This is a genomic window from Streptomyces albospinus, from assembly GCF_014648695.1.
Lineage (GTDB): Bacteria > Actinomycetota > Actinomycetes > Streptomycetales > Streptomycetaceae > Streptomyces > Streptomyces albospinus.
In genome coordinates, this window is record NZ_BMRP01000060.1 from 18,146 (window position 1) to 38,202 (window position 20,057).

General features: G+C 69.2%; 17 protein-coding genes and 2 pseudogenes. 10 read left to right on the top strand and 9 right to left on the bottom strand.

Annotated features, from left to right (window positions below):
* Positions 1-3: 3 nt before the first annotated feature.
* The 4 genes from IEZ17_RS37475 to IEZ17_RS37490 form a co-directional block, all read right to left on the bottom strand.
* Positions 4-1,764, bottom strand: a complete 1,761-nt coding sequence (locus tag IEZ17_RS37475; protein ID WP_229853013.1) for a thiamine pyrophosphate-binding protein — start codon at positions 1,762-1,764, stop codon at positions 4-6.
* A 1,064-nt stretch (positions 1,765-2,828) separates the two neighbouring features.
* Positions 2,829-3,077: a DUF7848 domain-containing protein gene (locus IEZ17_RS37480; RefSeq protein ID WP_189308104.1), complete on the bottom strand. Its 249-nt coding sequence runs from the start codon at positions 3,075-3,077 to the stop codon at positions 2,829-2,831.
* Complete coding sequence (locus IEZ17_RS37485; RefSeq protein WP_189308105.1) at positions 3,074-3,319, bottom strand: hypothetical protein; 246 nt, start codon at positions 3,317-3,319, stop codon at positions 3,074-3,076. The genes IEZ17_RS37480 and IEZ17_RS37485 overlap by 4 nt, the downstream gene beginning before the upstream one ends.
* Before the next feature lie 187 nt (positions 3,320-3,506).
* The gene (locus tag IEZ17_RS37490; RefSeq protein ID WP_189308120.1) at positions 3,507-3,830 is read right to left on the bottom strand and encodes a hypothetical protein; all 324 of its coding nucleotides are present in this window, start codon (positions 3,828-3,830) and stop codon (positions 3,507-3,509) included.
* Between the two features lie 165 nt (positions 3,831-3,995).
* On the opposite strand from IEZ17_RS37490, the gene IEZ17_RS46075 reads away from it, so the two are divergent.
* The 4 genes and pseudogenes from IEZ17_RS46075 to IEZ17_RS44300 form a co-directional block, all read left to right on the top strand.
* Entirely contained in the window at positions 3,996-5,240 is a 1,245-nt protein-coding gene (locus IEZ17_RS46075) for a helix-turn-helix domain-containing protein (protein WP_189308106.1), read from the top strand.
* Positions 5,241-5,469: 229 nt separating this feature from the next.
* Positions 5,470-5,667 (top strand): hypothetical protein, encoded by a 198-nt coding sequence (locus tag IEZ17_RS37500; RefSeq protein WP_189308107.1) that lies wholly within the window; start codon positions 5,470-5,472, stop codon positions 5,665-5,667.
* Positions 5,668-5,751: 84 nt separating this feature from the next.
* Positions 5,752-6,822, top strand: coding sequence for a helix-turn-helix domain-containing protein (locus IEZ17_RS37505; protein WP_229853014.1), 1,071 nt, complete (start codon positions 5,752-5,754; stop codon positions 6,820-6,822).
* A 1-nt stretch (position 6,823) separates the two neighbouring features.
* Positions 6,824-6,931: pseudogene (locus IEZ17_RS44300) on the top strand (ATP-binding protein); the annotation flags it as partial.
* Between the two features lie 422 nt (positions 6,932-7,353).
* Here IEZ17_RS44300 and IEZ17_RS37515 read toward each other — a convergent pair.
* A complete protein-coding gene (locus IEZ17_RS37515) occupies positions 7,354-8,331 on the bottom strand; it encodes a GlxA family transcriptional regulator (protein ID WP_189308108.1) in 978 nt (325 codons plus the stop codon).
* Between the two features lie 128 nt (positions 8,332-8,459).
* Between IEZ17_RS37515 and IEZ17_RS37520 the strand changes: the two genes are divergently transcribed.
* Positions 8,460-9,428, top strand: coding sequence for an NADP-dependent oxidoreductase (locus tag IEZ17_RS37520; RefSeq protein WP_229853016.1), 969 nt, complete (start codon positions 8,460-8,462; stop codon positions 9,426-9,428).
* A 110-nt stretch (positions 9,429-9,538) separates the two neighbouring features.
* Positions 9,539-9,745 (top strand): hypothetical protein, encoded by a 207-nt coding sequence (locus tag IEZ17_RS37525; protein ID WP_189308109.1) that lies wholly within the window; start codon positions 9,539-9,541, stop codon positions 9,743-9,745.
* 298 nt (positions 9,746-10,043) lie between these two features.
* Here IEZ17_RS37525 and IEZ17_RS37530 read toward each other — a convergent pair whose 3' ends face one another.
* A complete protein-coding gene (locus IEZ17_RS37530; RefSeq protein ID WP_189308110.1) occupies positions 10,044-11,951 on the bottom strand; it encodes a right-handed parallel beta-helix repeat-containing protein in 1,908 nt (635 codons plus the stop codon).
* 96 nt (positions 11,952-12,047) lie between these two features.
* On the opposite strand from IEZ17_RS37530, the gene IEZ17_RS37535 reads away from it, so the two are divergent.
* A complete protein-coding gene (locus IEZ17_RS37535; RefSeq protein WP_189308111.1) occupies positions 12,048-12,998 on the top strand; it encodes a TetR/AcrR family transcriptional regulator in 951 nt (316 codons plus the stop codon).
* Between the two features lie 288 nt (positions 12,999-13,286).
* Here the strand turns inward: IEZ17_RS37535 and IEZ17_RS37540 are convergent, their stop codons facing one another.
* A complete protein-coding gene (locus tag IEZ17_RS37540; RefSeq protein ID WP_189308112.1) occupies positions 13,287-13,781 on the bottom strand; it encodes a DUF1269 domain-containing protein in 495 nt (164 codons plus the stop codon).
* Positions 13,782-14,543: 762 nt separating this feature from the next.
* Between IEZ17_RS37540 and IEZ17_RS37545 the strand changes: the two genes are divergently transcribed.
* Positions 14,544-15,956, top strand: coding sequence for a DEAD/DEAH box helicase (locus tag IEZ17_RS37545; protein WP_189308113.1), 1,413 nt, complete (start codon positions 14,544-14,546; stop codon positions 15,954-15,956).
* 768 nt (positions 15,957-16,724) lie between these two features.
* Here the strand turns inward: IEZ17_RS37545 and IEZ17_RS37550 are convergent.
* Positions 16,725-17,222 carry an Lrp/AsnC family transcriptional regulator gene (locus tag IEZ17_RS37550; protein WP_189308114.1) on the bottom strand — a complete coding sequence of 166 codons (498 nt, stop codon included), beginning with the start codon at positions 17,220-17,222 and terminating at the stop codon, positions 16,725-16,727.
* Positions 17,223-17,321: 99 nt separating this feature from the next.
* On the opposite strand from IEZ17_RS37550, the gene IEZ17_RS37555 reads away from it, so the two are divergent.
* The gene (locus tag IEZ17_RS37555; protein WP_189308115.1) at positions 17,322-18,533 is read left to right on the top strand and encodes a trans-sulfuration enzyme family protein; all 1,212 of its coding nucleotides are present in this window, start codon (positions 17,322-17,324) and stop codon (positions 18,531-18,533) included.
* Positions 18,534-19,083: 550 nt separating this feature from the next.
* Here IEZ17_RS37555 and IEZ17_RS37560 read toward each other — a convergent pair.
* Entirely contained in the window at positions 19,084-19,425 is a 342-nt protein-coding gene (locus tag IEZ17_RS37560; RefSeq protein WP_189308116.1) for a DUF8825 domain-containing protein, read from the bottom strand.
* Between the two features lie 224 nt (positions 19,426-19,649).
* Between IEZ17_RS37560 and IEZ17_RS37565 the strand changes: the two are divergent.
* Positions 19,650-19,949, top strand: a pseudogene (locus IEZ17_RS37565) (transposase); the annotation flags it as partial.
* Between the last annotated feature and the right edge of the window lie 108 nt (positions 19,950-20,057).

The following is a 20,057-nucleotide window of genomic DNA, read 5'->3' on the forward strand; positions in this document are numbered from 1 at the left end:
CGGTCACCACCCGCTTGCGGGGCGGTCGGTGAAAGCCGACCGCAGGCTGGTGATGCGGGTGCTGAGGGCCCAGGGGACCTCGGAGGGGTCCACGTGAACGTCGATGAGGAAGGGGCTGCCGGCCTCCAGAGCCTCGCTGAGGGCTTGAGTGAATGAGTCCAGGTCTGCTGCGGTGCGGGCTTGGGCGCCGAGTCCTCGGGCGATGGCTGCTGCGTCGATGGGGGAGTCGTACATCGAGCGGGATCCGTGGCCGAAGATGCTCTCCTGGATGTTGAGGACCATAGCGTTGCCGCCGTTGTTGAGCACGACCCAGATGACGGGAAGACCGAGTTCGGCCGCAGTGTGCAGTTCCATCCCGCTCATCGCGAAAGCCGCATCGCCGGTGACGGCTACGACGGTACGACCCGGGTGGGCGAGCTTGCCGCCGATGGCGGCCCCCGTGCTGTACCCCATGGACGCAACGTTGAACGAGAAGTGGATCTGCCCGTCAGGGCGGGACCGGTAGTGCTGGCCGACCCAACTCAGGCAGTTGCCGTTGTCGACATAGAGGATGGTGTTCTCAGGCAGCTGCTCGCTCATCCTGCTCACGACGGCCGACGCGGAAAGGACCGGGTGGTCCTTCTGTATGGCGGACGCCGGAACGCGCACCAGGAGCTCGTCCTGTGCCGCGGTGAGCACACCATCAGGCACACACGGCGCGGCGCGCACATCCGCCAGTTCGGCAAGCAGCGCGCGAAGCACGGTGTCGGCGTCACCTGCGATGGCCAGGTCGAGATCGCAGCCGGCACCCAGACGCAGCGGGTCGAGGTCGATCTGGATCACCTGGCGACCCGTCACCAGCCGGGAGTCTAAGGCGTTGGCGACCACCTCCCCCAGCCCGCTGCCGATGATCAGCAGCAGGTCCACTTCGGGGGAGAGCAGATAGCCGAACGCGGCAGGTGTGCCGCCGAGCCCGAACACCCCCAGCGACCATGGGTGGTCTTCAGGAAAGACGCCCTTGCCCTTCAGCGTGGTCGCGACCGGTATGCCCGCATTCTCGGCGAGCTGTTGCAGCGAGCCGGCCGCGCCGGACAGCTTCGCCCCCTGCCCGGCAAGGATCACAGGCCGCCGCGACCGTCGAAGTTCCTGCGCGAGCAACGCCACCGCAGCCGCATCAGGCACGGTGGACACCGTGTGGCAGGGCGGGGGTATGGAAACGTCGGGCACGGGGCTGTTCATCATGTCGGAACTCAAGCTCAGATGGACTGCGCCGGGACGCCCGCTCCAGATGGTCCGCATCATGTGGCAGAACAGCCATGGCAATTGGCCGGGATGGGCGAGCCGTGTCGACAGCTTGGTCGCGGTCCGCAACATCTCCACGGTATCGACCGACCAGTTCCCGCCGCTGCTGTCCTGCAGTCCGCTACGGCCGAACGCGGAAGTCGCGGTCTGCGCGGTGATCACCACCAGCGGCATCGAGTCGCTCGTCGCGCTGGCGACACCGGTGAGGGTGTGCATCGCGCCCGGCCCTGTCGTCGCACACACCACCGCCAACCGCCCGCTCGCCTGCGCGTACCCGTCCGCCATGAAAGCCGCCGCTTCCTCATGCCGGGTCAGGACCAGCCGCAAGCCCGGGAAGTTCTCGAGCTCCTCGTACAAAGACAGCAGCGGCCCACCGGGGACAGCAAAAACGTACTCGACTCCCTGGGCGCATAGTGCGTTCGCCAGCCAGCCGGAAACCGACAACGGCTCCTTCGACGCGAAGGACACACCGGGCTCATTCATGATGCAACACACCGCTCTGTCGCAGGCAGTGCCTGCAACCGCTGGGGCTTCCGCGAACCGGGCCCGCACCTCTTCGGGCAGATTCCCCGACGCCTCCCTTGGATCAGCCCACAAGCCTCCAGATCCCAGATGTTCATCCGACCCTGTCTCATAGCGCGCAGATCCCGGACCATTTCAGTCGACGTCACTTAGCACTCCGTTGTCGCAGCTTTGCTTGTGCGGACTTCCCTTGAGGCCGCAGGCTCAGGGCCGGCGCCGGACGCACCGCCATACCCGCCGAGGCGCCCGTGGCAGCGGCGACCACAGCCCGGGCCCGGGCCGGCAACGCAACGGCAGCCCGGTGCGGCACGCAAGCATGGACGTGGGCACGGCAACCTCCCTCCACCCAGCCGACGCACCCCCACCGAGGCCGGGCCGCAGTAGCCTGGCCGGAGCACCATGGCACCGGCGCAGCGACCAGGCAGGCCCTGGCGCAGCTCGGACGTCCGCACCGGTTGGCGCGTGCCCGCCGCAGCTGTCGTACGTTTCTGAGTCAGCAACGGGTAATTCAGGCCAGCAGTCAGTGGTTCCGCCGTCTACAACACTCGCCCCAGCCCGCCCCGGCAACTCTCGGCCCAGGGCGCACAGAGTTGACACGGCACACTCAAGCCATCCTGCATATGACGAGAGCATGTCTCATGCAGGCGCACGCCGACCGCGCTTCCGTACGCCGCGCGGCGCACGGTGACGTGCACCCTGAGCTCGCGCTGGAGCGCTTGAGAGGACGTGAGCGCCGGTGTGCACCGTGAGCCGCCGGCGCGGGCACACCCTCCTACGACAGGTTTCCCGCTTCCTTGTCCACGCAGGCCCGAAGCCGGCGGGGCGACCGCATGCGAGCGGGAGCCGGCCAACTGCCCGTCGCGGGCGGCGGCAAGGGCCTCGCGCAGCAGGTCGGCCCACGACCTCAACGGCTGCATGCAAGGACCCGCCAGCTCCACACTGGCGGGTCACCGTACCCGGCAGCTCCGTCTGTCAGGTCGCAGGAGGAACGGGGCAAGCCCGCAGCCGAGTGGCCCCGTCCTGGTCTACGTCGGCGAAGTGCCGTTCACCGACGGGTGATCGGTCAGGATGGCATCGAAGAACTCCTCCGCCGTCAACGTGAAGGAGTCGTGACCGGTGGAGTCCACGTGCTTGAGGCACCAGTCCCTGGCCTGATCGGCGGAGGGGGTATCGACACAGGGCTCCCAGCAGATGAGGCACCGCCCCACATGCCCGACGCCCACCTTCGGATCGGCTCGCAGCGTCCACTCCGAGAATCTCTCCCGGGCCGTCATGGAGTGTCGTCCTGACGCACCGGGGTATCACTGGCTACTGCCTGCACCGCGTCGATACACGTGTTCAGACCACGCAGCATCTCTTCGAGTTCAGCCTCGGACAGCTCGTCCACCCACGCGGTACGGGCCTTGACTGCCTCCCGCAGCAGATCAAGCCGCCGGTACAACTCCCGGTACCTGACGTGCCGATTCCATGCTTCTTCGACCCGGTCGCACAACCGCGACCACACACCCACGCTCATTTGCGGGCCGCCTGCGGGTGGGGGTGCTGCCCGATCTCCACCGTGCACAAAGCGGCGCGGCCGTGTTCCCGGCGCTTCCGAGCCTCGGCTCGCTGTTTCACCAACTCCCGGCAGACGTCGCACCCCGGTGCCGGCTCGGGGTTCGTGTGCGGGTCCGGCAGGTGAACCGGACGGCTCATGCCAGGCATCAGCTCACCACCCTCAAACCGTGGATCCGACCCGGCCCGGCGTCGATGCCGTGCACCGAGAGCCACAGCGCCCGGCGCCGCCCACGCTGCCACCGCCGCTCCTGGCGCTCCTCAGGAGTGAGGAGGTACGGACGGATCAAGGGCACGTCTTCACCACGCAGCAGCGGCAACTCCGGCCGCCCGGCGGGGACTCGGGCGAGTGTGAGCGTCGGGGTGTCCTCATACGACGCGGCGCGCGGTGCATCGGCCGTGCGGTGGCAGCCCCGGGCCGGTAGTAACCGGTACAGCAGCGATTCGAAGATCGTTCGGATAGTGTGGAGCACGCTTTCAACCTCCATGGGGTTGAGGCCACGCCCCCGGATCGTCGCCACGGTCGCGGGGGTCTGTCGATGACAGAAACCTCATCCAACCGTTGGGGGTAGATCTGAGAGAGGAGCCGCACGGGGGGCCAGGGAGGGGCCACACTGGAGGGGAGAGGGGGCCGGCACGTGAGTGATGACCGGCGACGGTGGTTCGGCGCGTACGTGGCACGGCTAAGAAGGGATGCGCGTAAGAGTCAACGGCAGCTCGCTGCGATGCTGTGCGCTGTCTCCGGTACGCAGTCCCTCACGCGGAACGAGGTCTCCCGGTGGGAGCGCGGAGAGCGCATCCCTGATTCCTGGCTTCAGTTCATCGCGGAAGTCCTGGGTGTCCCCCTCGGGGAGCTGGAGCGAGCCGCCAGCTACGCCCGAGGGGAAACGGACGGAGCGCCGTTCGGAGCCGCCATGGTCCTCGCTGAGCTGATCCCGCCAGGCGACTCGCTAGCGCCACTCGACACAAGGTCAGGCCGCCGCATCGGCCGGGAGGACGTAGCGACCCTCGCTGCCCGGGTACACGGCTTTCGGCTCGCTGACGACGTGCTCGCCGGGGGCGACCTGATGGCCCCCGTGTTCCGCGAACTCAACGCCACGGTGCGGCAGTATCGCGAGAGCACCCACACGGAAGCAGTAGGCAGCGCGCTTCTGTCCCAGATCGGCGAACTGGCTCAGATCGCTGGTTGGATCGCCAGCGATGCCGGGCAGCACGCTCAGGCTGAACGCGCCTACCGCATCGGTATCGAAGCGGCACGACAGGCGGACGACGGCCCCTTGGTCGCAAATCTGGCGGGAAGTCTTGCCTACCAGTTCAGCAACACCGGACAGGAACGCGCGGGTCTTGATCTCTCCCGCGCTGCACTTGCTGAAGCTGGGTCCGACGCTCCGGCCAAGACGCGTGCACTGTTCTTCGACCGGGTCGCGTGGGCTCACACACGCGCCGGAGAGGCACAACCCGCCATGCAGGCTCTCGGGCAGGCACACGACGCACTGACAGAAGCAGACGAAAGAGAGGCGCCCGCGTGGGCGTACTGGGTGAGCAGGGAAGAGCTGGAGGTGATGGACGCCCGGGTCTTCACCGAGCTGCACCGCCCGTTGCGAGCCGTCCCGCTGTTGACCGATGTCCTCAGCCGCTACGACGCCACGCACGCCCGGGAGGTCGCCCTGTACCGGTCGTGGCTCGCCATCGCCCTCGCTGACGCCAACGAACCCGAGCAGGCAGCGGAGGAAGCTCGACGCGTGGTGTCCGTTTCCGTGAACATGACCAGCGACCGCATCGCCTCGCGTGCCCGTGTCGTACTCCGTCGGCTTCAGGACTTCGAGGAAGTCTCCGAAGTTCGCGACGTGCTCCATGACCACGGGCATCTGCTGTGCGCATAAGGAACAGCTACGTCCACCAGCGTTGAACTCACAGCCTGACACCCAAACCCAACGGCCATCCTCATCACGGAGGGCGGCGGTCCGTATGCCCCGGACCCGGTGGTGGGCGGCCCCGGGTGGTGATCGCGGCCCGCGCCGCCGCCGTGTGCGGCGACGCGGCCGAGGCCGCCGACCACGTACGCGTAGCGGATCATGCCGCACTCGACCTACCCACCGCTCCGGTCTGCTGGTGGTCGCCGCGGCTGCCGAGGCCCGCCAGGACCGTGCCGACCAGGCCGCCGCCCCGTTCGTCGAGGCCGACGCGGCGGCACCGCTGCGGCTGCGGTTGGACCCCTTCGCCCGGGATCCGGTCGCCGCGCTCACCGACCGCACCACCGTTCAATCTGCGGCGGTGCTGGATCAGGCCGATCGGGCCGGGCTGCGGTGATGCCGCCCGTCTCGCGGGAAGACCCCTGAGGGCGGCAGGCTCGCCCTACGCTACGGCTGAGGCACGGGAGTTGAGGCGGGGGCCATGAACGAAGAGCAGGCCCGGAGGATCGGCGAGCGTCTGCGCTCGGCCCGCCGCCGGCGCGGGATGAGCCTGCGCAACCTCGCAGGCTTGGCCGGGGTGTCGGCCGGCTACCTGTCGATGGTGGAGAACGGCCAGCGGTTGCTGGACTGCTCCCATCTCATCACCTCCTTCGCAGAGGCCCTGCGGATCGCCCCGTCCGAACTGACCGGCCGGCCCTTTGCCCCGGTGGACCCGCACGCCGGTGCGGCCCACGAGGCGATCTCCGCCCTGCGGCTGACGCTGATGGGGCTGACCATGGCCACTCCAACGGGCCGCCGGCGACCGGGGGTTGCTGCGACGGTACTGACCGAACGGGTGGTGAAGGCCAACCGGCTCTATCACGCGGCCGAATACGGCACCCTCGCCGCCGGGCTGCCGACGCTACTGGCCGACCTGCACGCAGCCACCGAGGCCGCCATCGGCGCCGCCCGCCGCGAGCTGCTGAAGCTGCTGGCAGGCGCCTACCATCCGGCCTGCACCCTGCTGCTGAAGAACCTCGGCTACACCGACTTGGCGTTCATCGCGGTGACCCGTGCCGCCGAGGCGATCGCGGAGTTGGACGACCCGGTCTACTCCGCCCTGTCCGGCTTCTTCCACACCCACGTGCTGATGGCGGCCGGCAGTCCCACCCAGGCGCTGGCGCAGGCCTCCGCCGCCACCAACACGCTCGAAGCGAACCTCACGAGCCCTCACGCCCATGCGCTGCTCGGCGAACTCCACCTGATCTCCGCCACCTCGCTGGCCCAGGACCGGCAGCGGTCCGGGAAAACCCGCGCCGGTCGGCGGCGCCTCCCTGCCCCGTCTGAACACATACGTCGGGCCAGGGACGTTCGCCCGTACATGACTGCTGCGCGGACGCCGTGCGCGGTTGAGCACGTTGGTGTGCAGGCGCCCCCCGCACCCGAGCAGGCGCTCCCCACCGGCCGACTCCGATCCCGGCTCGGGGTCCTGGGTTCACCTCGTGAACACCTCTGCGTGCTGGGGCTCTTACCTTCGATAACGGTCCGGGTGACTGCCGCCCGGAGAGGGTGAGTCCATCCTCGACCGCCTCCTCCATCACGGCGAAGTGATCTCCATCAACGGACCGAGCCACCGGCTGAAGAACCGCCCCAAGGGCATCGAGCGCGAGACCGAAGTTGCTCAGGCCACGTTCGCGCTGATCGCCTTGCAGCTCAGTTGCGCGGCCTGGCAGCGGACCTGGCCCGAGCAGCCGCGACTGCGAGAGCGACTGAAGCAGCGATAAGCATGGCCCGTACCGCAGTCTGCTGATGGAAGACCACACTTCCTACGGCGGCTGCCACAGCAGCCAGCGCCAAGAGCACAACGATCGCCCCGGTCCGCCCCTGCCCCATCACCTGCCGGCTCACGTAACCCCCCTTGCCGAACCGGCATTCACTCCGTCACCTCAGCGTATCCCGGAGATCAACGGCCCACCGTGCCCTTCAAGTGATCGCCCGGACATGCCCTGGTCGAAGCGACCGCGCCTGCCTCGGTACTGCCGAGCACCTGGCGGCGCTGGCCGGCATCACCGTCCTGGACCTCGCCCTGCCGGCCACTGGCCGTTCAGGCGGCTGCGGCCGTGGTGGCGGGGCGGAAGGTGCGCCGGTATGCCTGGGGGGTGACGCCGATAGCGGCGTGGAGGTGCTGGCGCAGGGAGACACCGGTGCCGAACCCGGCGCGGTGGGCGACGAGGTCGATGGGCCAGTCGGTGGTCTCCAGGTAGTGGCGCGCCAGGTCGACGCGCTGATGGATCAGCCATTGGCGGGGGGTGGTGCCTGTCTCGTCGCGGAAGCGGCGCGTGAAGGTGCGCACGCTCATGTTTGCGTGGGCGGCCAGGTCGGCCAGGGTGAGGGGTTCGGCGAGGCGTTCCCTCGCCCATGCCTGGGTGGGGGCGGTGCCGGTGGCCGTCGGGTCGGGGACGGGGCGCTGGATGTACTGGGCCTGTCCGCCGTCTCGCCAGGGGGGCACCACGCAGGAGCGGGCGACGTCGTTGGCGATCTGGCTGCCGTGGTCGCGGCGGACAAGGTGCAGGCACAGGTCGATCCCGGCGGCGACGCCGGCCGAGGTGAAGATGTCGCCGTCGTCCACGAACAGCACGTCGGGGTCGATGCGGATGGTGGTGAACATCCGCTGCAGGCGCTCCGCTTCGCGCCAGTGCGTGGTGGCGGGACGGTGGTCAAGGAGCCCGGCGGCGGCCAGGACGTACGTGGCGGTGCAGATGCCCACGATCCGGGTGCCGGGGCGGATGGCGGCCAGGGCGTCGCGCAGCGCGGCGGGCAGGCGACCCTCTTCGCGGATGGGTCCGAGAGCATGGGAGGGCGGGATGACGACCGTGTCGACGCAGGCCAGCAAGGAGGCGTCGTGGGTGACGGTGAGGCCGTAGTCGGCTTCGGTCCGTACCGGGCCGCCGTCGAGGCTGCACGTGGTCACGGTGTAGAGCCGGTTGCCCGCCCGGTCGCGGGCGGCGCCGAAGATGCGGGCGGGGATGCCGAGTTCGAAGGGGACGACGCCGTCCAGTGCCAGAACGCCAACGTGGTGCATGGCCAGATCCTTTCAGGCCATGGCCATCACGCCGCTACTGGGGGCACTTGGGTCCCGGCAGTCTTATGACGTGCCCGAGACAACAGGCATGAACCGCAAGCGAAACACCCGGGAAAGAGAACGCCATCATGTCCCTGACCTCCACCGCCCCCACCATGCGCGCTGTCTCCCAAGACACCGCCGGAGCCCCCGACGTCCTCAAGGTCGTCGAAACCCAGCGCCCGGAGCCGGGCCGGGGCGAGATCCTGGTCCGGGTGCACGCGGCGGGTGTGAACCCGGCCGACTGGAAGACCCGGGAGAGGGGTGTGTTCGCCGACGGGACGCAGCTTCCCTTCACCTTGGGGTTCGACGTCTCCGGAGTGGTCGAGGAGACCGGCGACGGTGTGACCCTTTTCCAGCCGGGCGACGCGGTCTTCGGGATGCCGTGCTTCCCACACCCGGCCGGCGCCTACGCCGAGTACGTCACCGCCCCGGCCCGCCACTTCGCTCCCCGCCCCCAGGGCCTGACCCATATCGAGTCGGGCGCCTTGCCGCTGGCCTCGCTCACCGCCTGGCAGGCCCTCGTCGACACTGCCGACGTCCGGCCCGGCCAGCGCGTCCTCATCCATGCTGCCGCGGGCGGCGTCGGCCACCTGGCCGTCCAGATCGCGAAGGCCCGCGGCGCCCATGTGATCGGCACCGCCAGCGCCGGCAAGCACGACCTGCTGCGCTCCCTGGGCGCGGACGAACTGATCGACTACCGCACCCAGAACTTCGCCGAGACCATCCGCGACGTCGACGTCGTCCTGGACGCCATCGGCGGCGCCAACTGGGCTCACTCCCTGCGCACCCTGCGCCCGGGCGGAAGGCTGGTCTCGATACTGCCTCTGGACGACACCTTCCCCCACAAGGAGGCCGAGGCGGCCGGGGTGCGGGCGGGGTTCATGCTCGTCGAGCCCGACCAGCAGGGCCTGCGCGAGATCACCAAGCTGGTCGAGGACGGCCGCCTGCGAGTGATCGCCGACGCGGTCTTCCCGCTGGAGGACGCCGCCACGGCCCACACGCTGGGCGAGGCCGGCCGCACCACCGGAAAGATCGTCCTTTCCGCCACGCCGTGACCCGTCATCCTCGCCTCCCTTCCGTACGTCACGCGCCGCACCTCCCTCCCGGCCTGCCCGTATCCGACAGGCCCTGCGCCGTCACGCTCCACTGAGAACGGACCGCACTATTGGCGTCCTCGCTGAACCTCGCGAACGACGAGACCCACGTGGTGCGGCCGGACGGCTTGATCAACGATTCCGCGTGCGTAACCCTCGGCCCGCTGGTGGACAAGCATCATGGGGAATCCGTCACAGTACGGCACGCGTCACCGAGCCTCGGCAACGAACTCGGCGATCACTTTGTCCCGCACCTCGGTCAGCTCCTCGGACGTTGAAGGGCGGCAGGCTGTGGTGGCTTGGGCGGGGACGCGCATCGGGACCACGCCCGCTGGCCGATCGAACTTGGGCGACGCCTCCAACGAGACTGTGTCCGTCCCGGCTTGGGCGAGCGCAGTGAGACATGGGCTCCCGCCGACTTCGAGGCCGCGCAGGTAGGCCGCGGGCGGGCGCCAGGTGCCAGACGAGACGGACGCAGGTTCCGTGACCACCACGCTTCTGCCGGCGTTGGTGTCGAGTCGCGTCGGGGTTGCGTGGTGCCCGGGCTCTGTTGGCGGAGTCTCCACGTTGGGGAGGTCATACGGCCTGGCCCGGGCTCGGGTCGACGGGTGGCGTACCCCGGCCCGCGGAAGCCAGTATGGCGGAGCCGGCGGGATCGGCGGCCAGAGCCTCCTCGAAGCCGTCCTTCGGCAGCACCCTGTTCCCGGCGAGGGTGACTCCGCTCGGCGGGGTGTCGGCCTCGGAGGGGTGGTCGTCCCAGAAGTTGTCGAGGAAGGCCACGTTCTCCAGCGGGGGCGTCACCCGTAGCACGATCGGGGTGTCACTGCGGTGGACGACGTTGCCCTGCACGGTGACCCAGGCGGCTCCGTAGTCGGTGTAGAGGCCGAAGTTGTAGGGGGTGATGGTGTCGCGGATGACGTTGCCTCGTACCAGGGTGCCGTCGGCGTAGGAGGTCCCCTGTCTGCCGTTGAGGTAGATGCCGCCGCCGTCGGCCAGCACTGTCATGGTGTGGTGGATGAGGTTCTCGATGATCTGGACCCGGGCGGCCTGGTTGCCGCCGGTGACGACGATCCCGCTGTAGGGCACGTCGTGGATCTCGTTGTGAGCCACCGTCACCTCGCGTGCGTCCATGACCCAGAGGGCGGGTGAGCCGTGGTACTCGCGGCCGATGTGGTGGATCAGGTTGTGCCGGATCTGGGTGCCGGTGCCGGAGGTGACGGTCACGGCGCTTCCGGAGACGTCCTCGATCTGGTTGCCGACGACCGCGTTGTCGTGGCCCGGACCGGTGAAGCCGATCGCCCCGGCACCGAGCCGGGTGAACGTGTTGCCCTGGAGTGCGACCCGCACGGCGGCGGTGAACTCGACGTTGGCCGGCAGGAGCCGGGGTTCTGCCGGGATGGTCAGATGGGCTTTTCCTTCGGCGAGTTCGACCTTCTGCAGCTCACCGCCTCCGTAGTAGGTGTTGGCGAAGAAGTGCAGGAATCCGTGGGGTCCGTCCGGTTCGGTCCAGCCGGCGTGGGAGAAGGCCAGGCCGCGCAGCGTCACATCGTGCAGCGGATTCGCCTCGGTTCCCCGGCCGAGGACGAGCTTCTCCAGGACCGGGGCGATGATCTCGGCCTCGGCCGGGTACTCCCCGGGCAGTGGCAGGTAGTGCAGGACGTGGCGCCCCGGGGTGCGTCGATCGAGGGCGAAGGTGCCCGGCTCGGTCAGGAAGCTCACGCTGTTCTCCGCCGAACTCGGCCGGGCCAGGCCGTCCCACCGGGTGTCCCGGCGGCATTCGGGGCTCGCCGCATGGTCGCCGACCCAGGTGGCGGTGTAGAGCTCGCGGGCCCGGTTGAAGGCGGGCTGGACGAGGGTGATGGTCGTGGAGTGCGCATCGCCGGTGATCTCGGCGACTCGGCAGCGGGCCTCCGACCACGGGTACACCCACGGGAAGACGAACTCGATGCTCGTCGGGTCTTGCCAGCTCTGCGGAGCCGGACTGTCCGTGACGTAACCAGTCTCGGTTTTCGTCACGCTGCCTGGGATGCCGGGGCTGAGCGAGGCCCTGGCGGCTCGGCGGCCGTTCACGTACAGCTGCCGGGTCTCCAACGAACCCACGTCGGCCCGCCAGGCGCCGTTCGCCCCGCCGGGACGCCATCCGGTGATCACCCGGCCACCGCTGACAACGGCCGTCTCCTGTCGGGGAGTTCCGTAGCCGTGGGCCTGGTAGACGACCCGGTGTCCGTTCTCGCCCGAGTCTCCTGAGCTGGCGTCCAAGGTGAAGGGGGCGTCCAGGAAATACGTTCCGGCGCGGAGGCTGACCACGAGGTCGGAGCGCAGTGACGCGGTGCGGGCGCGGACGGCCCGCTGTGCGGCGGGCAGGGTGGCGAACGGCCGGTCGAGTGTGCCGGGCCAGGAGTCGCGACCCCACGGCGCGACGTAGAGCTGGTTGGGCTGGTCGGAGTGGAGCTGGTCGGGCTGATCGGACTGGCTGTCGAGCATGGGTGCACCTTCCCCCAGGTGGTGTATGTCGTACACTAGTGCGTACACCATAAACTGCAGGCTAGGGTGAACGTCAAGGATGGGAGGTGAGTGCGCATGACTGAGGAGAACATGGCAGCGGATCCTGCACGCACCGTCGAACTGCTCTGGGGCGCCAAGGAGGGCCACGGCAGAACGGGGCTGAACCTGACCGGGATCGTCGCGATGGCGATCGAAGTCGCCGATGCGGACGGGCTGCCCGCGCTGTCCATGCGGCGAGTGGCCGAGAGGCTGGGATTCACGACGATGTCGCTCTACCGGCATGTGCCCGGCAAGGCGGAGCTGATGGAGCTGATGCGGGACACCGTGGTCGGTGAACTCGGCGTGGCCGCCCCCGACCACCCTGAGTCCGAGCCCGAGGACGGTGACTGGCGCAGCGGCATGGAGGCGTGGGCTCGCGCCCACTGGGCCCTGCACCAGCGGCATCCGTGGCTCGTGCACACCGCGGGCAGTCGCCGGCTGCCTGGCCCGAACATCATGGCCGACTACGACCGCGCGCTACGGATCGCCGAGGGGACGGGCCTCCAGGCTTCCGAGGTGGTCGCGGTGGTCCAGCTGGTCGGCGGCTTCGTGAAGACCGCCGCCCTCCAGGTCCACGAAGTCCTGCGCGAGGAACGGGAGTCCGGCGTCTCGAACTCGCAGTGGTGGCGCAGCCGGGAAGAGCTGTTCGAGCACATGCGCCCGTACCCTGCGCTCGGCCGCATGTGGCAGGCCGGTGGCTTCGACGAGCGTGAGAACCCCTTCGACTTCGGTCTGGCCCGCACCCTCGACGGCGTCGAACTGCTCATCCGGCGCCGACGTGATGAAAAGTGTGACGTAAATGCGTTGCATCCCCACGCAGGGCAGTGCTTGGTCTGCGGCTCCGAGTGGGACGGGGCGCGTCGGGGGCGTCCACGGGACTACTGCTCCCGCGCATGCCGGCAACGGGCCTACCGGCGGCGCCGATCGGCGACCTCGGCATCCGCTGGTTCTGGGGGATCCGTCAGTTCTGTTGGTAGCGCCTTCTAGATGATCGCGCAGGTAGGCGGTCGGTCATGGTCGTCGTCAAACGGTTCCGCAAGTCGGCGCCGTGATCGGCGCGCTGGTCACCGAGCGGGCCTGGGAGCTCCCGGCCGCCGGCGCGAGCCTGCGTGAGCGCTGAGCGGGCCGGAACGGTGACGTGGACGGGGCTCGGCGAGATGTTCGCCGAGCCCCGTCCACGTACTGTGGCGCTCTGCTTGGTGGCGTCGGTAGCACCATCCAAGAGGCGGGGCTGTCGGTGGGTTCTGCCATCGGCCCTGCTGGGCTGAGCCCGGCCTAATGCCTCTGTGCGATGGCTTCCTCCACTTCCTTGCGGATCTCCCTCGCGGGATAGCGCGCGGCCGTCCCGTAAGGGGCGAGCAGTCCGTCGACGAGTGATGAATCGGCCTCCACCAGTTCGGCTACCAGCACGGTGGTTCCCGGCGGCACTTCCGCCGCCAGCATCTCCAGCGCCGCAGTGGCTGCGGTCGCCTCGCGCGCGTCATGGGCACCGCCGATCAGCCCGCCCGCGCCGAAGCCGATCATGACGCCGAGCGGGCCGCCAAGGATGCCCAGGAGCCCGCCGATCAGGCCGCCGACGGCGAAGGCCCGGGCGGTGCCGGTGCTGTCGACGGCGTCGGGGAAGTCGAGGACGCCGTCGGCGTCGCGCGCGACGACCGCTGCCTCGCGCAATGTCACCTCGCCGTTGGCGTGCGCCTGCCGCAGCGCGTCGAGCGCCTGGTGGCCGGTCAGCGGGGCGTCGACGTTCAGGAAAAGGATGTTGTCGTCCATGCATTCCACTGTTGGCGCTCCCAGCCCTTGGCGCACCCCAGCGGGGCCTGTCACGCCGAGTGGGCCGATGCGTTCAGCGGGTGGTGTGCAGGTACTGGCGTCGAGTGGTGACCAGCGCACGCCGGCGCGGCTGCTGCCCGCTATCGAGCCATCGCACCATGGAGGGGCCGTTGCGCGTGCGGTCGGCCATGAATGGGGCGACGTCGACGTAGTACGCGTAGTAGCCGCCGCGGGTCAGATCTCAGAGCCGGCCACCGCAGCCCGCAGGTAACCCGGCCCCCTTCCCCTGCCTGCCTGTCACCCGCATCAGCCCGGGGCTGCCAGGCAAGGCCCAGTGCGGCGGACAGCGCGCCATGGAGCCGTTGCCGCGTCACCGGATTCTGCCGCCGGAAACGGACCGCACCTGCATGGAGCTGGACCCCGACGCGAGGGACACCCCGGGGCTCTCCATGCAGGTGAGAGGGCTCTTTGAAGTTGGCTCTGCCCGCACTTCCGTGATGACTGCGCACTTCCGTGATGACCACGCCGCGGCGGGGAGCTCGGCTGGGCACGTCGGAAATGGATCTCAGCCTGTGTGGCGTTCACCGACGCAGGCGGAGCGATCAGCACCACGGCGCCGGGTCGAATTGTCACTGTGTGTTAGCCTCAACTGTTTGGACGGCCGTGACGGCTGGCGACTCCGTCCGTGCGGTTCCCCTTGTTCGTCGGCTGCTCATTCTTGCCGGGCCTTCCTCGGTACGTTTCCTATGCGGAAGGCTCTTCATGAACCACCCGGACCGCCTCAGCACCTCGCACGGCGACCTCGCCCGGCCAGCGTCCCTCACCCCAACGGTGTCCCCGGTCGCCTTCGCCGACATGGAACTGCCGGCCGAGGTTGTGCGAACGCTCACGGAGTTCGGCGTGCGCGAGCCCTTCCCGATCCAGGCAGCCACGCTGCCCAACGCCCTTGCGGGACGCGACGTCCTGGGGCGCGGGCGCACGGGATCGGGCAAGACGCTCGCCTTCGGCCTGCCACTGCTCGCACGGACGGCCGGGCGGCGCGCGGAGCCGAAGCAGCCCCTCGCCCTGATCCTGGTGCCTACCCGGGAGCTGGCCCAACAGGTAACCGAGGCGCTCGCGCCGTATGCCGACGCGCTCCGGCTGAGGATGGCCACGGTCGTCGGCGGCATGTCGATCGGCTGGCAGGTCGCTGTGCTGCGCGACGGGGCCGAGGTCGTTGTCGCCACGCCTGGCCGCCTTCACGACCTCATCGAGCGCAGGGCCTGCCGCCTGGGACGGGTACGGATCACCGTCCTCGACGAGGCCGATCAGATGTGTGACATGGGCTTCCTGCCGCAAGTCACCGAGGTGCTCGACCAGGTGCACCACGACGGCCAGCGGATGCTGTTCTCGGCCACCCTGGACCGCGACGTCGACCACCTGGTCCGCCGCTACCTCCACGACCCGGTCGTCCACTCGGTCGACCCGTCCGCGGGGGCGGTCACGACGATGGACCACCATGTGCTGGTCGTCCACGGCCCCGACCGGTACGCCGTCACCACGGAGATCGCCGCCCGCGACGGCCGCGTACTGCTGTTTCTGGACACCAAGCACGCGGTCGACCAGCTCACCCGGCATCTGCGGGCCAGCGGAGTGCACGCCGCTGCCCTGCACAGTGGCAAGTCCCAGCCGCAGCGCACACGGACCCTTGCACAGTTCAAGAACGGCCAGGTCACCGTCCTGGTGGCGACCAATGTCGCGGCCCGCGGTCTGCACGTCGACGACCTCGATCTCGTGGTGAACGTCGACCCGCCCACTGACCCCAAGGACTATGTGCACCGTGCGGGCCGCACTGCCCGGGCCGGAGAGTCCGGCAGCGTCGTCACGCTGGTGCTGCCGGGCCAGCGCCGGGAGACGAGCCGGCTGATAGCCGGGGCCGGCATCGAGCCGACGATCACCAAGGTGCGCTCGGGCGAGGCGGAGCTGAGCCGGATCACCGGGGCCAAGGCCCCCTCCGGCATTCCGCTCGACGGCGGGCCCGCCGCACCCCGGCCCAAGAATTCCAACGCCCCCTTCCGCGGCCTGGGCACCAGCAAGGACGCCCGCCGCGGCACCGGCGGCAAGTCCCGCAAGGCCAGCGAGGCCCGCAAGCTCGCCGAGGCCCGCAGGGCGGCCCGGGTGCGGCGCGGCGACTGAGAGCCACTGCCCTGATAGCCGCAGATTCCCGTTCTCGCGGAATCGCCAGCCGGCCGGCCCGGATACCGCGGGATTGCCCGTGCAGAACCAACTCCGGAGCAGGGGCAGCGCGTCATCCCGTTCCCGGCTGGTCTTCGACACGGAAAGCCGCGGCTGGCCGACGCCGGTGTTCGTTCACCGAGTCCACGGATGGACCCGACGTGTCAGCGCGGCAGGACGTACCGTCGGCACAGCCGCATGCGTCGAAGACGTGGTGGCCGCTTCTTACCGCCGACCGTCTCGGTCCCGACTACGAAGAACCTGACGACGGCATGGTGATCGAGTAGCACGGCGGAGGGCCCGATGTTCGGCCAGTACCCCTGCCGCCCACGGCTGTCCCCTCAGCCCAGGACCCTCGAACCGGTTGGTGAACGACGGTGCGGGCCCCTCGCCGAGGGACTCCGCCATGTGTTACCCGGCCCCTCGCGCAGGACCACGAGGGACGGGGCATCAGCGGGAGCGGTGTGATTCGGGGCGGTGTGGCCGGAGCCGGCGGTAGCGCGTGCGCCTGCTGTTCGAGGCCGAGCGGTCTCCAGAAGCGGGGGCTTGCTGGGACTTGCCCACTGCTCCGCCGTGCAGCATCAGCAGCGTGCCGGCCGACCTCACCGCGGGCGACGGCCTCGTCTTCAGAACAGGTCAGGACCCCGACGCGTTGCTTCCGTCGCTACGGCGCCTCGACAAGGGCGGGTCCGGGCAGTGAGCTGACGTAAACCAGTCGCCCGCGAGGGTTCAGCGGTCCAGCACGCCGCGGCCGTCGCGCACCTCGAACACCAACTGGGTCTCCGTCTGCCGCACCATCGGGTGGACAGTCACGTGCTCCAGGATGAGGTCTCGTAGTTCTTCCGGGCTTGCCACGGCCACATGCAGAAGAAAGTCATCGATGCCACCGACGTGAAGAACCGTCAAGGCGCCCGGCACATCGACCAGTCTGTCGTACAGGGTGCCGACGTGCTCGCGGCTGTGGCTTCCCAGACGAACCCTGATAATGGCGTGAATGGGGTGACCGAGTGCGCCGAGATCGAGCCGGGCGTTGATGCTCGTGATGACACCGGACTCCCGCAGGGCGCGTACTCGGTACGCGCAAGTCGACTCGGCGACGCCCACCCGGGCCGCGAGCGCGGCGTTGGTCATCCGGCCGTCCTCTACGAGCGCGGCGAGGATAGTCAGATCGGTTCCGTCGAGAGTCGCCGGAGTGGGTTGTGTTTTCTTCGGCTGCTGACTCGCCATGAGCCCTCCTCTTGGTGAACCTGCGGCAGTATCGGCCAATACCTAGGGTTTCCGCAATAAGTATTGAAGTAGATTGTGGATCGCTTCACTCTCTGGGCCATGACTTCGTCGTATCTGCAACTCGACTCCATTGCCGTCCACGCTGGCCGTGAGGACCTGGCAGAACTTGGCGTCCACGCACCGCCCATCGACCTGTCGTCGACCAGTCCGCTCCCCAGCATCGAGGCCGGAGGCCTGTCCTACGAGGCCATGGCCGGCGGAGGGACGCCGATCGCCGAGGGCGGGGCCGTCTACGCACGGCTCTGGAATCCGACCGTGGCGCGATTCGAGTCGGCTCTCGCCCAGCTGGAGCACGCCGAGACCGCCGTGGCGTTCTCCTCGGGCATGGCTGCGATGACCGCGGCAATCCTGGCGACCATGAAGGAGACCGGCCGCCGCCATGTTCTGGCCGTCCGCCCCCTCTACGGAGGGACCGACCACCTGCTGGCCTCGGGCATCCTCGGGGCCGAGGTGACCTACTGCTCGGCGCCGGACGTTGCCGCCACCATCCGCCCCGACACGGCGATGATCGTGCTGGAGACGCCTGCCAACCCGACCCTCGAACTGGTCGACATCCGCGCCGTCGTCGAGGATGCCCGAGGCATCCCCGTCCTCGTCGACAACACCTTCGCGACGCCGATCCTGCAGAACCCCATCGACCTCGGTGCCGCGATGGTCCTGCACAGCGCGACCAAGTACCTCGGCGGGCACGGCGACGTCGTCGCCGGCGTCATCGCCTGCGGACAGGAGCAGGCATCTGCGCTGCGCCGGGTCCGCGCCGTCACCGGCGGCCTGCTCCACCCCCTCGGTGCCTACCTCCTGCACCGAGGGCTCGCCACGCTTCCGGTTCGGGTACGTGCCCAGCAGGCGAACGCTCAGCGCATCGCCTCGTGGCTGACGACCCACCCGAGCATCGCCCGCGTCTACTATCCCGGGATCGATGGGGACCCGCAGGGACTGCTCAGCCGGCAGATGAAGGGCACCGGGGCGATGATCTCCATCGATCTCCGCGGCGGGTACGACCAAGCCGAGCGCGTCGCCTCGGCGACCGGCCTGTTCACCCACGCAGTGTCCCTGGGCGGTGTCGACTCGCTGATCCAGCACCCCGCGGCGCTGACGCATCGGCCCGTCGCCCCCGAGGCCCGACCCGCCGCCAGCCTGGTCAGGCTCTCCGTCGGGCTCGAGGATCCCGAGGACCTGATAGCCGACCTCGATCTGGCCCTGGCCACGCACCACCCGATTCCCGTGTCTGCGGGCACGTCCCACGCGTAGCCCACCCGCCGGCCTTCCTGCCGGAAGCACGGCTGGGACCGGGGCGCACTCGTAGACGCCGCCGCGAAACTCGCCTGCGCCCAGGGACTGTCCACCCGCGCCTTCCTCGTCGAGGCCGGCCGCCCGTCGAAGGTGACCGGCCGGGGCGCCGCGCTCCTCGACATCGCCCTCAGCCTCCGCGCCCGAACGAACGTCACCGGCCCGACCACGAACTGGCGGCCCCGAAGGAGGCGATGCGCACCAGTCCGGCCGTTCAGATCTCCTCCGCGTTCCTAGAGACGCTCAAGGTGCCCGCGCCGACCGCGGCACCAGAACAGACCGAGATCATCGCCCGGGCCCTCATCGCCTACTTCATGCCCATCAGCCAGGCCACCGAGGACGACGTGCTGCCGCTGCTCGACGCGCTACGCCAGTCCGCGCTTCCACGCCTCAACGACCCACCGCGTGACTCCGGATCCAGCTCTGAGCTGTTGCCGCCATCGCACCCTTTGGCCGTCGGGGAGGTGCGGCTCGGCCCTCGGCCAGGCGCGGCCTTCGTCTGCATCCATGGCTATGACGGAGTCGAGTCCCGGGTCACAGTGTGTTTGAGCGCGGAACGGGCCGCTGGAGCATCGTCGAAGAGGGACCAGAACTCGTGGGTCACCACGCGTTCGGCCATCGCCAGCACCCGTGCCCGCAGCTCGGCGACGTGCTGTTGTGGGGCGTCGGTCCGGCCGGCGGAGTCTGGCCGGTGGCTCGCGTAGTAGCCGCCACCTGTCTCCTTGGAGCGGTCCCAGCCCTCCAACGCCTCCGCCGACCACGGCAGGGCCGCGTACAGCTCCGCGTGGTCGGCCTTCGCCTGCGCCAGCTCGGCCTGCACGCTGATCAGGTCCGGCGGGAAATCTGCGCTCACCCGGTCAGAATGTGTGTTCGATGAGCTGACGTGAGGTTGAGCGAGGCCGTGTTGCTCGGCTGTGGTCAGGTAGTCGGAGACCAGCGACGGGCTCCGGCCACCCGACCACGTTGGTGCCGTTGCCCTGTCGCACTGATCCCTAATACTGCAACCGCATGTGGCGTGACTGATGGCGGTGTTGTTCGTTGGTGTGACTGTGTGAACAGTCGCTGACGGTCAAGCAGATCGAGTCGTGGTCCGAGGACATAGCCAAGCTGCACGCGCGGTTCGGGCATCGTTTTGGGAGGTCGGAGCCGCGTGAGCGGGCCTTGGACTATCTGACGGGTCTCCTGGCTCCGTTGGAGAAGAAGAATGGCTGGACCCTGGCTGAGCAGGTTGGCCGGCTGCGCCCGGACGGTGTGCAGCGCCTACTGAACCACTCCGACTGGGACGAGAACGCGGTCCGGGACGATGTCCGGGACTTCGTCGTGGAGACCATCGGTGCCAAGGATGCCGTCCTGATCGGTGATGACACCGGATTCCTGTAGAAGGGCACCCGCTCCGCGGGCGTCCAGCGCCAATACTCCGGCACCGCGGGGGCTTGTGTCTGAATAACTGTCAGAGTTGATCTGTGCAGGTGTCGTCGCGTGACG